Annotated in this window: 10 protein-coding genes; 7 read left to right on the top strand and 3 right to left on the bottom strand. The window is 57.1% G+C overall.

Annotated elements, in window-relative coordinates:
- Positions 1-150: 150 nt before the first annotated feature.
- The 3 genes from msrQ to acuI form a co-directional block, all read right to left on the bottom strand.
- Positions 151-750: a protein-methionine-sulfoxide reductase heme-binding subunit MsrQ gene (gene msrQ, locus E0L16_RS17405; protein ID WP_063867534.1), complete on the bottom strand. Its 600-nt coding sequence runs from the start codon at positions 748-750 to the stop codon at positions 151-153.
- Complete coding sequence (gene msrP, locus E0L16_RS17400; RefSeq protein WP_131637540.1) at positions 751-1,752, bottom strand: protein-methionine-sulfoxide reductase catalytic subunit MsrP; 1,002 nt, start codon at positions 1,750-1,752, stop codon at positions 751-753.
- Between the two features lie 77 nt (positions 1,753-1,829).
- Positions 1,830-2,804, bottom strand: coding sequence for an acrylyl-CoA reductase (NADPH) (acuI, locus tag E0L16_RS17395; protein ID WP_063450994.1), 975 nt, complete (start codon positions 2,802-2,804; stop codon positions 1,830-1,832).
- Between the two features lie 183 nt (positions 2,805-2,987).
- Between acuI and csrD the strand changes: the two genes are divergently transcribed.
- The 7 genes from csrD to yhdP all read left to right on the top strand — a co-directional run bounded on the left by csrD (position 2,988) and on the right by yhdP (position 13,726).
- Entirely contained in the window at positions 2,988-4,928 is a 1,941-nt protein-coding gene (gene csrD, locus E0L16_RS17390; protein ID WP_131637538.1) for an RNase E specificity factor CsrD, read from the top strand.
- A 282-nt stretch (positions 4,929-5,210) separates the two neighbouring features.
- Complete coding sequence (gene mreB, locus E0L16_RS17385) at positions 5,211-6,254, top strand: rod shape-determining protein MreB (RefSeq protein WP_000913396.1); 1,044 nt, start codon at positions 5,211-5,213, stop codon at positions 6,252-6,254.
- Between the two features lie 62 nt (positions 6,255-6,316).
- Positions 6,317-7,333 carry a rod shape-determining protein MreC gene (gene mreC, locus E0L16_RS17380; RefSeq protein ID WP_003860400.1) on the top strand — a complete coding sequence of 339 codons (1,017 nt, stop codon included), beginning with the start codon at positions 6,317-6,319 and terminating at the stop codon, positions 7,331-7,333.
- Positions 7,333-7,821 carry a rod shape-determining protein MreD gene (gene mreD / locus E0L16_RS17375; protein WP_003860402.1) on the top strand — a complete coding sequence of 163 codons (489 nt, stop codon included), beginning with the start codon at positions 7,333-7,335 and terminating at the stop codon, positions 7,819-7,821. The genes mreC and mreD overlap by 1 nt, the downstream gene beginning before the upstream one ends.
- Before the next feature lie 9 nt (positions 7,822-7,830).
- Positions 7,831-8,424: a Maf family protein gene (locus tag E0L16_RS17370; protein WP_063450997.1), complete on the top strand. Its 594-nt coding sequence runs from the start codon at positions 7,831-7,833 to the stop codon at positions 8,422-8,424.
- A complete protein-coding gene (rng, locus tag E0L16_RS17365) occupies positions 8,414-9,883 on the top strand; it encodes a ribonuclease G (RefSeq protein WP_063450998.1) in 1,470 nt (489 codons plus the stop codon). The genes E0L16_RS17370 and rng overlap by 11 nt, the downstream gene beginning before the upstream one ends.
- Positions 9,884-9,925: 42 nt before the next feature.
- Positions 9,926-13,726: an AsmA2 domain-containing protein YhdP gene (gene yhdP / locus E0L16_RS17360; RefSeq protein WP_112791871.1), complete on the top strand. Its 3,801-nt coding sequence runs from the start codon at positions 9,926-9,928 to the stop codon at positions 13,724-13,726.
- Positions 13,727-13,765: the final 39 nt, after the last annotated feature.

Genomic DNA, 13,765 nt, shown 5'->3' with positions numbered 1-13,765 from the left:
CCCTGTCCGGAAAACCGAAGTCGCACATTATAACGATTTCGTAGCATTTGGCAGCTAAATACTGGTCTTATCAGGGAAGATTATCAACCGCTATCCGAAAAAGATTCGCGGTTGATAAATATTCTGCGGGAAAACGCACAGTTTCGTTAACTATCGCCACCACTGGCGGAACTTCTTGTAACGCCATGCTAAAAGGGCCAATGCCAGCAGGGCGTAGATGACCGGCTGAGGGGATAAAATCTTCACCGACCACAGGTAATGAAGGGGGGCGAGGATCGCGACAAGATAGACGAAGTTGTGCAGCCGTTGCCAGCGTCGGCCCAGTTTTCGCTGCGCGTACTGCGTGGATGTCAGCGTCAGCGCCAGTAAAACCAGCCAGCTTACGATACCCAGCGTCAGATAAGGGCGCGTCACCAGTTCGCTGCCAAGGAGTGCCAGGTTGTTAATGCCCAGCTCCAGCAGGGCGTAGCTGGTGAGATGCAGCGTCGCCCAGGCAAAACACCATAGCCCCAAAAGCCGTCGCGTGCGTATCAATAAGGGCTGTTTAGCGTAGCGCGCCAGCGGTGAGACGAGCAAGGTCGCCAGCAAAAATTTCAGAGCCATCCGACCCGTAAAATGCTGAATATCTTTAGCCGGATCGGCACTAAACTGCCCCTGACTGGCTGCCCAAAAGAGCCAGATAAAGGGGAGTAATCCGGCTAAGTGCAGGAGTACCTTCAGCCCGGTTATCTGCTTTGCCGTTAAACGCACTCAGAAGTTCTCCCGTAAATTCAGCCCACGGTACAGGGATGCCACTTCATCCGCATAGCCGTTAAACAACAGCGTTGGCTGGCGTTTAACGTCCAGCGCGCCGCCGGAACCGATAAAACGTTCCGTCGCCTGGGACCAGCGAGGATGGTCAACGTGTGGGTTAACGTTGGCGTAAAACCCGTACTCGTCGGGCGCCGCCAGGTTCCAGGAGGTCGGCGGGCGCTCGCGGGTGAGCTTGATGCTGACGATGGATTTAATGTTTTTGAAGCCGTATTTCCACGGTACGGTTAAGCGAATGGGGGCCCCGTTTTGCGGCGGCAGCGCTTTGCCGTAAACGCCCACGGTCAGCAGCGTAAGGGGATGCATGGCTTCGTCGAGGCGTAACCCTTCAACGTACGGATATTCCAGCCCGCCGCCGATGAACCGATCCTTCTGGCCCGGCATCTCGTCCGGCGCATAGCGCGTCTGGAAAGAGACATACTTCGCGTTGCTGGTGGGCTCAGCCAGGGCCAGGAGCTTGTGCAAAGGGAAGCCCACCCACGGCACGACCATCGACCAGGCTTCCACGCAGCGCATGCGGTAAATGCGTTCTTCAAGGGGGAAGCGGGTGGTGAGGTCGTGATGATCCAGCGTCAGCGGTTTTGCCACTTCGCCGTCAATCTTCAGGGTCCAGGGATCGGTTTTCATGCTGCCCGCGTTGGCGGCAGGATCGGCCTTATCAAGACCAAACTCGTAAAAGTTGTTATAGCCGGTGACTTTTTCTTCCGGGGTCAACGCCAGCTTATTTTGCCATTGCGCCGGTTTGGTGAAGTTAAGGGGGGCACCGGAGGGGGCTTTCGGACGATCGTTACCCTTAAACCAGTCGAGCAGGTCGGCGTGGGCCGCAGGCGTGAGCGTCAAGGCGGTGGCGCTGATGCCAAGCATCTTCAGGATCTGGCGGCGCTGTAGCATAAAGACAGATTCAGACGTTACGTCGGCTTCCGTCAGTTTTCGGGTTTTCATGGCATCCTCCGTCAGGCGTTTTTCTAAGCATGACGGAGGAGGCGGGTTAGCGCGAATATGTCACGAAAATTTGAAGATTAGGCAATTTTGACCAGCGCACGACCGTGGAACTGGTTGTCCATGATTTTATTCGCGAACTCTGGCGCCTGGCTCAGGGTAATCTCCGTGGCGCTCTGCTCATAGAACGAGGCCGGCAGATCGCGGACCAGACGTTCCCAGGCCTCGGCACGCCGCTCGGCTGGAGCCATAACCGAATCGACGCCCTGAAGGCGCACGTTGCGCAGAATAAACGGCATCACCGTCGTCGGCAGGGCAAAACCACCCGCCAGCCCACAGGCCGCCACGCAGCCGCCGTAGTTCATTTGCGCCAGCACTTTCGCCAGCACTTTGTCGCCGACGGTATCGACCGCGCCAGCCCAGACCTGTTTTTCCAGCGGGCGGGTTTCGGCGAACTCGTCGCGGCTCAGAATACGGTTTGCGCCCAGCTGACGCAGATAATCATGCGTACTTTCGCGGCCAGAGACGGCGGCGACCTGATATCCCAGCTTGTGCAGCAGCGTGACGGCCGTGCTGCCCACGCCGCCGCTTGCGCCGGTGACGACGATTTCGCCGGAGTCAGGACGGATCCCGGCCTCTTCCAGCGCCATGACGCACAGCATGGCGGTGAAGCCCGCCGTGCCGACGATCATCGCTTTGCGGCCGTCCATGCCTTTCGGCATCGGGACCAGCCAGTCACCTTTTACGCGCGCCTGTGCTGCCAGCCCGCCCCAGTGGTTTTCACCCACCCCCCAGCCGGTGAGCAGGACCTGCTGTCCGGCGTGGAAGCGCGGATCTTCACTGGTATGCACGCGGCCTGCAAAGTCGATTCCGGGCACCATCGGGAAATTTCGGATGATTTTACCTTTCCCCGTAATGGCCAGTGCGTCTTTATAGTTCAGGCTGGACCAGTCGATATCCACGGTCACGTCGCCTTCCGGCAGGCGGCTCTCCTCAATGGTTTGCACCGAGGCAACGGTTTTGCCGTCCTGCTGTTCTAAAATCAAAGCCTGCATAGGGGGTCCTCACCAGGTTTAGTAATGGGAAAATATGTTCTGAAGACTATACTCGCTCAGTGAAACACCGTGCCGATGTAACGCAATAAATTGCCAGATACACCAGGTTTGGTAGTATGCCGCATTTGAAATGCAAGTTAGCGCTCACTTGCGACCCCTTCAACCCACGGAGTAATCTCAAGGATGCGATTAACGACGAAGTTCTCAGCTTTTATCACTTTGCTGACGGGGCTGACCATCATTGTCACGCTGATCGGCTGCTCGCTGAGCTTTTATAATGCCATCCAGGATAAGCTGGTTAACCGTGTTGAATCGGTTGCATCGGTTATCGACACCCGCCTGATCACCACACCCTTCCCGGCGCTTTCGCGTGAGCTGGATGAGTTAATGGTGCCTGTGGATATTGTGCGGATCGAGATTAAACAGGGGAAGCAGACCGTTTTCAGCCATACCCGCCAGGGCAGCTATCGTCCTGCCGGCACGGTAGAACAGTATCGGGACGTAACGGTCCATTCGCTTAAACACCCTGGTATGACGATCCATATGATGTACCAGGATCCGATGAGCAACTATTTACGCTCGCTCATGACCACCGCACCTTTAACCATCGCCGTTGCCTTTATCGTACTGCTCATTTTCCTCGCCGTTCGCTGGCAGCGTCGTCAGCTTTCCGGCCAGGAACTGCTGGAAACACGCTCCGTGCGGATACTCAATGGCGAGCGGGGGCCGCAGGTGCGGGGATCGGTGTATGAATGGCCGTCGCGCACCAGTAGCGCCCTGGACGTGCTGCTCTCCGAAATCCAGTTTGCCAGCGACCAGCGTAGCCGTATGGACACGCTGATCCGCTCCTACGCCGCGCAGGATAACAAAACGGGCCTTAACAACCGTCTCTTCTTTGATAATCAGCTGGCTACGCTGCTTGATGACCCCGAAAAGGTAGGCACGCACGGCGTGGTGATGATGATTCGCCTGCCGGACTTCGATCTGCTTCGTGATACCTGGGGACAGCGCGTGGCGGAAGAGAATCTCTTCACCCTGATTAACCTGCTGTCCACCTTTATTATGCGCTACCCCGGCGCGCTGCTGGCGCGCTACCACCGCAGTGACTTTGCCGTCTTGCTGCCGCATCGCACCTTAAAGGAGTCCGAGAGTATCGCCAGCCAGCTGCTGAAAGCCGTTGATGCGCTGCCGCAGAGCAAAATGCTCGACAGAGACGACATGGTGCATATGGGCATCTGTGCCTGGCGCGGCGGCCAGTCGACGGAGCAGGTGATGGAACATGCGGAAGCGGCTACGCGTAACGCCGTATTACAGGGCGCGAACGGCTGGGCGGTCTATGATGATACGCTGCCGGAGAAAGGGCGCGGCAACGTGCGCTGGCGAACCCTGATTGAACAGATGCTGAGCCGCGGTGGACCGCGTATCTATCAAAAACCGGCGGTCATGAAGAATGGCCATGTTCATCACCGTGAGCTGATGTGCCGTATTTTTGATGGCACCGAAGAGGTTATCTCGGCGGAATATCTGCCGATGGTGCTGCAATTTGGCTTATCCGAAGAGTATGACCGCCAGCAAATCACCCGCCTCATCCCGTTTTTATCGTACTGGCCTGAGGAAAATCTGGCTTTACAGGTGACCGTCGAGTCGCTGATTCGTCCGCGCTTCCAGCGCTGGTTACGCGACACGTTAATGCAGTGCGAAAAATCGCAACGCAAACGCATTATTTTTGAACTTGCAGAGGCAGATGTAGGTCAACACATCAGCCGGTTACGTCCGGTGGTACGTTTAATCAATGCGCTTGGGGCTCGTGTGGCCGTCACCCAGGCGGGTCTGACGCTGGTGAGCACCAGCTGGATCAAAGAGCTGGATGTAGAATTATTGAAGCTGCATCCTGGTCTGGTCAGAACGATTGAAAAACGCACGGAAAACCAGCTGCTGGTACAGAGCCTGGTGGAAGCGTGCAAAGGAACGCAAACGCAGGTATTTGCCACAGGCGTACGTTCACGCAGTGAATGGCAGATGTTGAAAGAGCGCGGTGTAGCGGGCGGTCAGGGGGATTTTTTTGCGGCCTCACAGCCCCTTGACACCAATGTGAAAAAATATTTGCAAAGATACTCTGTTTGACCTGCCGTTTACTTTGTTTTCACGTAGAATATCGCGCCTGTAGCTTTGAGTAAGACGAGCATAAAAGCCAGTGAACGACCTTTAATGGGTTACAAGTGAAAGTGAGGGACGCTGCTGTTTACTCAGCCCTGACGGATTCAGGGGATGAATTTGTAACAAAGGAAACGTGCTGCACTAATTTTCACCGTAGCAGACGATTTTTGCGCCTTGTCGCTGCTGCGTGTGGTTGGTAAAGTAAGCGGATTTTGTTTTCCGCCCCAGCTTTCAGGATTATCCCTTAGTATGTTGAAAAAATTTCGTGGCATGTTTTCCAATGACCTGTCCATTGACTTGGGTACCGCGAATACCCTTATTTATGTAAAAGGACAAGGCATCGTATTGAATGAGCCTTCCGTTGTGGCCATTCGTCAGGATCGTGCCGGCTCGCCAAAAAGCGTGGCCGCAGTAGGTCATGATGCGAAGCAGATGCTGGGCCGTACGCCGGGCAACATCGCCGCGATCCGCCCAATGAAAGACGGCGTTATTGCTGACTTCTTCGTGACCGAAAAAATGCTTCAGCACTTCATCAAGCAGGTTCACAGCAACAGCTTCATGCGCCCAAGCCCGCGCGTGCTGGTGTGTGTGCCGGTTGGCGCAACCCAGGTTGAACGCCGCGCGATCCGTGAATCCGCTCAGGGTGCCGGCGCGCGTGAAGTGTTCCTGATTGAAGAGCCGATGGCTGCGGCAATTGGTGCGGGTCTGCCGGTTTCTGAAGCAACCGGTTCTATGGTGGTGGATATTGGTGGCGGTACTACCGAAGTGGCCGTCATCTCCCTGAACGGCGTGGTGTACTCCTCCTCCGTACGTATCGGCGGTGACCGCTTCGACGAAGCCATCATCAACTACGTTCGCCGTAACTACGGTTCTCTGATCGGTGAAGCAACCGCAGAGCGTATCAAGCACGAAATCGGTTCTGCTTATCCGGGTGACGAAGTACGCGAGATCGAAGTTCGCGGCCGTAACCTGGCTGAAGGCGTGCCGCGCGGATTCACCCTGAACTCTAACGAAATCCTGGAAGCGTTGCAGGAGCCGTTGACCGGCATCGTGAGCGCGGTGATGGTTGCGCTGGAACAGTGCCCGCCTGAGCTGGCTTCCGATATCTCCGAGCGCGGTATGGTGCTGACCGGTGGTGGTGCGCTGCTGCGTAACCTCGACCGCCTGTTAATGGAAGAGACAGGTATTCCTGTCGTAGTTGCAGAAGATCCACTGACTTGCGTCGCCCGTGGTGGTGGCAAGGCGCTGGAAATGATCGACATGCACGGCGGCGACTTGTTTAGCGAAGAGTAGTCGGGTGTGAGAGGGTAGCAATTTGCTACCCTTTCTCTCTGACGCGAGAATACGCATAGCCTATGAAGCCAATTTTTAGCCGTGGCCCGTCGCTACAGTTTCGCCTGATCCTGGCGGTTCTGGTGGCGCTCGGGGTCATTATTGCCGATAGCCGCCTCGGTACGTTCAGCCAGATCCGAACGTACATGGATACCGCCGTCAGTCCTTTCTACTTTATTTCAAATGGTCCCCGTGAACTGCTCGACTCCGTGTCGCAAACGCTTTCATCGCGTGACCAGCTCGAACTTGAAAATCGTGCGTTACGCCAGGAACTGCTGCTGAAAAACAGCGAGCTGCTGATGCTGGGGCAATATAAGCAGGAAAACGCACGCCTGCGTGAACTGCTTGGCTCGCCGCTGCGCCAGGATGAACAGAAAATGGTCACCCAGGTGATTTCCACCGTAAACGATCCCTACAGCGATCAGGTGGTGATTGATAAAGGCAGCGTGAACGGCGTATACGAAGGTCAACCTGTGATCAGCGATAAAGGCGTTGTGGGCCAGGTCGTTGCGGTTGCCAAACTGACCAGCCGCGTGCTGCTGATTTGCGATGCTACCCATGCGCTGCCGATTCAGGTGCTGCGTAACGACATTCGCGTGATTGCTGCCGGCAATGGCTGTACGGACGATCTTCAGCTTGAACATCTGCCAGCCAACACGGACATCCGCGTGGGCGACGTGCTGGTGACGTCCGGTCTGGGCGGTCGTTTCCCTGAAGGCTACCCGGTTGCGGTGGTCTCATCCGTGAAGCTCGACACTCAGCGTGCTTACACCGTAATCCAGGCGCGTCCAACGGCGGGCTTGCAGCGTTTACGTTACCTGCTGCTGCTGTGGGGAGCCGATCGTAACGGTGCGAACCCGATGACGCCGGAAGATGTGCATCGCGTCGCGAACGAACGCCTGATGCAGATGATGCCGCAGGTGCTGCCTGCGCCGGATGCGATGGGGCCACCTGCGCCCGTACCGGCTCCGGCGACAGGGTTAACGCAGCCGCTACCGGATGCGCCACCGCCGCCGCAAGTCTCGGGTGGAGGGCAGTAGTGGCCAGTTATCGTAGCCAGGGACGCTGGGTAATCTGGCTCTCATTCCTCGTTGCACTGTTGCTGCAAATTATGCCCTGGCCGGACGACATTCTTGTTTTCCGGCCAAACTGGGTTTTGCTCATTTTGCTCTACTGGATCCTTGCCCTGCCGCACCGCGTAAATGTCGGCACGGGTTTTGTGATGGGTGCCATACTGGATCTCATCAGCGGCTCTACGCTTGGCGTACGCGCCTTATCCATGAGCATTATTGCGTACCTCGTCGCACTCAAATTCCAGCTCTTTCGTAACCTTGCGCTCTGGCAACAGGCGCTGGTGGTGATGTTGTTGTCGCTCGCTGCGGATATCGTTGTTTTCTGGGCAGAGTTTTTAGTGATCAACGTCTCTTTCCGACCGGAAGTGTTCTGGAGTAGTGTAGTAAACGGTGTGCTCTGGCCGTGGCTGTTCCTGCTGATGCGTAAAATTCGCCAGCAGTTTGCCGTGCAATAAAAGGTTTCTATGACGTCTCTGTATCTTGCCTCCGGTTCTCCGCGTCGCCAGGAACTGCTCGCGCAGCTGGGTGTCTCCTTCGAACGCATCGTTACCGGCATTGAAGAAAAACGTGCTGAGGGCGAAAGCGCTCAGCAGTACGTCTCTCGTCTGGCGCGTGAAAAAGCGCAGGCGGGCGTCGCATGCGTGCCGCGTGACTTACCGGTGCTGGGTGCGGACACCATCGTCATTCTCAAGGGTGAAGTGCTTGAGAAACCCCGTGACGCAGACCATGCGGCGCAGATGCTGCGCAACCTGTCCGGACAAACGCATCAGGTGATGACGGCGGTGGCGCTGGCGGACAGCCAGTACGTTCTGGATTGCCTGGTGGTAACGGAAGTGACGTTCAGAGTCCTCACCGACGAGGAGATCGCCGGCTATATCGCCAGCGGTGAACCGATGGATAAAGCAGGTGCATACGGTATTCAAGGGTTGGGTGGCTGTTTTGTCAGGAAGATAAATGGCAGCTATCACGCCGTAGTCGGCTTACCGCTGGTGGAAACGTATGAGTTGCTGAGTAATTTTAACTCACTGCGTGAGGGAAGGGATAATTATGACGGCTGAATTGTTGGTAAACGTAACGCCCTCGGAAACCCGTGTGGCCTACATTGATGGTGGCATTCTTCAGGAAATTCATATTGAGCGTGAAGCGCGACGCGGAATCGTAGGCAATATCTACAAAGGTCGTGTCAGTCGTGTACTACCGGGTATGCAGGCGGCTTTTGTAGATATTGGGCTCGATAAGGCGGCGTTTTTACATGCCTCCGATATCATGCCGCACACCGAATGCGTGGCTGGCGAAGAGCAAAAGCAGTTTGCCGTGCGCGACATCTCTGAGCTGGTGCGTCAGGGCCAGGATCTGATGGTGCAGGTGGTGAAAGATCCGCTGGGCACCAAAGGCGCGCGTCTGACCACCGACATCACCCTGCCTTCACGCTATCTGGTGTTTATGCCGGGCGCGTCGCACGTTGGCGTTTCACAGCGTATTGAAAGCGAAAGCGAGCGCGAGCGCCTGAAAAAAGTCGTGAGCGCCTACTGCGACGAGCAGGGCGGCTTTATTATTCGTACCGCGGCGGAAGGGATCAGCGAAGACGATCTGGCCTCGGATGCGGCCTACCTGAAGCGCGTCTGGACCAAGGTGATGGAGCGGAAAAAACGCAACCAGACCCGCTACCGTCTGTACGGCGAGCTGGCGCTTGCTCAGCGCGTACTGCGTGATTTCGCCGATGCGCAGCTTGACCGCATCCGTGTGGACTCCCGCCTGACGTATGAAGCCCTGCTGGAGTTTACCGCCGAGTACATTCCGGAAATGCCGGGGCTGCTGGAGCATTACACCGGACGCCAGCCGATATTTGACCTCTATGACGTTGAAAACGAAATCCAGCGCGCGCTGGAGCGTAAGGTTGAGCTGAAATCGGGCGGTTATCTGATTATCGACCAGACCGAAGCGATGACCACCGTGGATATCAACACCGGCGCGTTTGTCGGCCATCGCAACCTCGATGACACCATCTTCAACACCAACATCGAAGCGACGCAGGCCATCGCGCGCCAGCTTCGCCTGCGCAATCTGGGCGGCATTATCATCATCGACTTTATCGATATGAATAATGAAGATCACCGCCGTCGCGTGCTGCACTCGCTGGAGCAGGCGCTGAGTAAAGATCGCGTGAAAACCAGCATCAACGGCTTCTCCCAGCTGGGGCTGGTGGAAATGACCCGGAAACGGACCCGCGAAAGCGTGGAACACGTGCTCTGCAACGAGTGTCCAACCTGCCATGGACGCGGAACGGTAAAGACGGTGGAGACGGTCTGCTACGAGATCATGCGTGAGATTGTCCGCGTCCATCATGCCTACGACTCCGACCGTTTTCTGGTCTATGCTTCCCCTGCGGTGGCGGAGGCCCTGAAAGGGGAAGAGTCGCACGCGCTGGCGGAAGTGGAAATCTTTGTCGGCAAACAGGTAAAAGTGCAGATTGAGCCGCTCTATAACCAGGAGCAGTTTGACGTCGTAATGATGTAAACGCAGTTCGCTGCGAGATTAAAGGCTGACAAGGAGAGACGCGTGAGGCGATTGCCGGGGATTTTACTGCTTACAGGGGCAACGCTGGTCGTGATTGTCGCGTTGCTCGTGAGCGGGCTGCGTCTCGTCTTGCCGCATCTTGACAGCTGGCGTCCGCAGATCCTGGCGAAAATCGAGTCCACCACCGGCCTGCCGTTAGACGTGAGCCATATCGAGGCAAGCTGGCAGACCTTTGGCCCGACGCTTGATGCGCGGGATATCAGCGCCAGCCTGAAAGATGGCGGTCACCTTAAAATCAAACGCGTTACCCTGGCGCTGGATGTCTGGCAAAGCCTGCTGCATCTGCGCTGGCAGTTTCGCGATCTCACCTTCTGGCAACTTCAGCTAAAGACCAATACGCCGCTGCAAAGCGGCGAAGGCGATCGGGGGCTGGAAACCAGCCGTATCAGCGATCTCTTCCTGCGTCAGTTCGATCATTTCGATCTGCGCGACAGCGAAATCAGCTTTATTACCCTTTCCGGGCAGCGCGCCGAGCTGGCGATCCCACAGCTGACCTGGCTAAACGGAAAAGATCGCCACCGCGCCGAGGGGCAGGTAAATCTCTCCAGCCTGAACGGGCAGCACGGCGTGATGCAGGTGCGGATGGATCTGCGCGACGACAATGGCCTGCTGAACAATGGCCGCGTGTGGTTGCAGGCGGACGATGTGGACGTGAAGCCGTGGCTTGGCGAGTGGATCCAGCAGAACATGCAGCTGGAAACCGCGCGTTTCAGTCTCGAAGGCTGGATGACCCTGACGAACGGGGCGTTCGCCAGCGGTGATATCTGGCTCAAGCAGGGGGGCGCGAGCTGGAAGGGCGAAAACCATCAGCATCAGCTTTCGGTCGATAACCTCACCGCCCATGTAACCCAGGAAAAAGGCGGCTGGCAGTTCGCTATTCCGGATACGCGCATCTCTATGGACAACAAACCCTGGCCAAGCGGCGCGCTGACGCTGGCGTGGATGCCGGAGCAGGACGTCGGCGGGGTAAACGGTAAACGCAGCGACGAGTTGCGTATCCGCGCCAGTAACCTGGACCTGACGGCGATCGAGGGCCTGCGTTCAATGGCCGCAAAACTCTCCCCGGAGCTGGGTGACATCTGGCTGGCGACGCAGCCGAGCGGGCAGATAAACCGTCTGGCGCTGGATATTCCGCTTCAGGCCACGGAAAAAACGCGCTTCCAGGCGGCATGGAAAAATCTCGCCTGGAAACAGTGGAAACTGCTGCCGGGCGCTGAGCACTTCAGCGGCAAGCTGGAAGGAAGCGTGGAAAACGGCAGGCTGACGGCAGAAATGCAGGATGCCAAAATGCCGTACGAAACGGTCTTTCGTGCGCCGCTGGAGATCGCGCAGGGTAATGTCACCCTCAACTGGCTGAAGAACGACAAAGGTTTTCAGCTTGATGGCCGCGATATCGATGTAAAAGCCAGGGCGGTGCATGCCCGCGGCAATTTCCGTTACCTACAGCCTGAAGGCGATGAGCCGTGGCTGGGTATCCTGGCAGGCATCAGCACGGATGACGGCTCGCAGGCGTGGCGCTACTTCCCGGAGAACCTGATGGGGAAAGCGCTGGTGGACTATCTCAGCGGCGCCATTCAGGGCGGTCAGGCGGATAACGCCACGCTGGTCTACGGCGGCAACCCGCACCTGTTCCCGTATAAGCATAACGAAGGTCAGTTCCAGGTTCTGGTGCCGCTGCGCAACGCCACCTATGCCTTCCAGCCGGACTGGCCCGCGCTGAAAAATCTCGATATCGAACTCAACTTCCTCAATGACGGCTTGTGGATGAAGACGGACAGCGTGGCGCTGGGCGGCGTGACGGCGAGCAACCTGACCGCAAACATCCCGGATTACTCGAAAGAGAAATTGCTGATTGATGCGGATATTAAGGGGCCGGGTAATGCGGTTGGTCCGTATTTTGAAGATACGCCGCTGAATGACTCTCTGGCGGCCACCCTTCAGCAGTTGCAGCTAGATGGCGATGTGAATGCTCGCTTACATCTGGATATCCCGCTCGACGGGGAAATGACCACCGCCAAAGGCGACGTTCGCCTTAATAACAACAGCCTCTATATCAAGCCGCTGGACAGTACGCTGAAAAACCTCAGCGGTCAGTTCAGCTTTGTTAACGGCAATCTGAAAAGTGAGCCGCTGAAAGCGACCTGGTTCAATCAACCCGTCAATATCGATTTCTCCACCACAGAGGGTGATAAAGCCTACCAGGTGGCGGTAAATATGGACGCGAACTGGCAGCCGTCACGCATGAATGTCCTGCCGAAGCCGGTTGAGAACGCGGTGGATGGCGCGGTGTCGTGGAATGGCAAGGTGGCCATCGACCTGCCTTATCACTCCGGCGCGCGGTATAAGGTCGACATCACGGGCGATCTTAAAAATCTCAGCAGCCAGCTGCCCGCCCCTCTGAATAAGAAAAGCGGCGAGCCGCTGCCTGTCAACGTTAACGTAGACGGTAACCTCAACGGCTTTGACGTAACCGGTAACGCTGGCGGAACAAACCACTTTAACAGCCGCTGGCTGCTTAACCGCAAGCTGACGCTGGACAGGGCGATCTGGACGACGGACAGCCGTACCACGCCACCGCTGCCGGAGCAGGCGGGCATCGAGCTGAATCTGCCGGCGATGGATGGCGCAGAGTGGCTGGCGCTGTTCCAGAAAGGTGTCGGGCAAAACGTCGATCAAACGGCGCAGTTCCCGCAGGCCATTACCTTACGTACGCCTGCGCTGACGCTGGGTGGGCAGCGGTGGAACAACCTGAGCATCGTTTCCCGGCCGACGGCTAACGGCTCAAAGGTTGAGGCTCAGGGCCGTGAAATTAACGGCACGTTGACGATGCGCGATAACGCGCCGTGGCAGGCGGCGATCCGCTACCTCTATTACAACCCGACCTTTGCCGTGGCTGAAAAACAGCCGACGGCCGCTTCGCCCCTCAGCAAGACATCGCGCGTTGATTTCAGCGGCTGGCCCGATCTCCAGCTGCGCTGTGCGGAGTGCTGGCTGTGGGGGCAAAAATATGGCCGTATCGACGGAGATGTCGCCATCAAGGGCACGACGCTGAGCCTTACCGGTGGTCTGGTGGATACCGGTTTTGGCCGTTTGACCGCCGCCGGGGAATGGGTGAATAAGCCGGGCGCGCAGCGCACCTCCCTGAAAGGCGATATCAAAGGCAGCAAGCTGGATGCGGCGGCTAACTTCTTCGGCATCAGTACGCCGCTTCGGGGATCGTCATTCGATGTGAATTACGATCTGCACTGGCGTGCGGCGCCGTGGCAGCCGGACGTCGCCACGCTGAACGGCATTCTCAGAACCCGTTTTGGTAAGGGACAAATTGCCGATGTCAGCACCGGCCATGCGGGGCAAATACTGCGCCTGCTGAGCTTTGACGCGCTGCTGCGCAAGCTGCGCTTCGATTTCAGCGATACCTTCAACGACGGTTTCTATTATGACTCCATTCGCGGAACGGCCTGGATCAAGGACGGCGTGATGCATACTGACGATACGCTGCTGGACGGCCTGGAGGCGGATATCGCCATGAAAGGCTCGGTGGATCTGGTGCGTCGTGAACTGGATATGGAAGCGGTCGTTGCCCCGGAGATTTCCGCTACCGTGGGCGTGGCGACGGCGTTTGTGGTTAACCCGATTGTCGGTGCGGCGGTATTTGCCGCCAGCAAAGTGCTGGGGCCGCTCTGGAGTAAGGTCTCGATTCTGCGCTACCGCATTACGGGCCCAATCGATAAACCGCAGATTAATGAGGTGCTGCGCCAGCCGCGCAAAGAAGCACAGCAATGATTTGACGTGGGCAGGTAATTGCCTCACTCTCAATAAATA

This window comes from Enterobacter quasihormaechei, assembly GCF_004331385.1.
GTDB lineage: Bacteria > Pseudomonadota > Gammaproteobacteria > Enterobacterales > Enterobacteriaceae > Enterobacter > Enterobacter quasihormaechei.
The sequence above is the reverse complement of the archived record's forward strand: the minus strand, read 5'-3'. Positions and strand labels throughout refer to the sequence as shown.

What these genes read in the sequence shown, in the direction of transcription:
- mreC (WP_003860400.1), top strand. Translation starts at nt 6,317, where the DNA reads ATGAAGCCAATTTTTAGCCGTGGCCCGTCGCTACAGTTTCGCCTGATC.
- acuI (WP_063450994.1), bottom strand. Translation starts at nt 2,804, where the DNA reads ATGCAGGCTTTGATTTTAGAACAGCAGGACGGCAAAACCGTTGCCTCG.
- mreB (WP_000913396.1), top strand. Translation starts at nt 5,211, where the DNA reads ATGTTGAAAAAATTTCGTGGCATGTTTTCCAATGACCTGTCCATTGAC.
- msrP (WP_131637540.1), bottom strand. Translation starts at nt 1,752, where the DNA reads ATGAAAACCCGAAAACTGACGGAAGCCGACGTAACGTCTGAATCTGTC.
- rng (WP_063450998.1), top strand. Translation starts at nt 8,414, where the DNA reads ATGACGGCTGAATTGTTGGTAAACGTAACGCCCTCGGAAACCCGTGTG.
- csrD (WP_131637538.1), top strand. Translation starts at nt 2,988, where the DNA reads ATGCGATTAACGACGAAGTTCTCAGCTTTTATCACTTTGCTGACGGGG.
- E0L16_RS17370 (WP_063450997.1), top strand. Translation starts at nt 7,831, where the DNA reads ATGACGTCTCTGTATCTTGCCTCCGGTTCTCCGCGTCGCCAGGAACTG.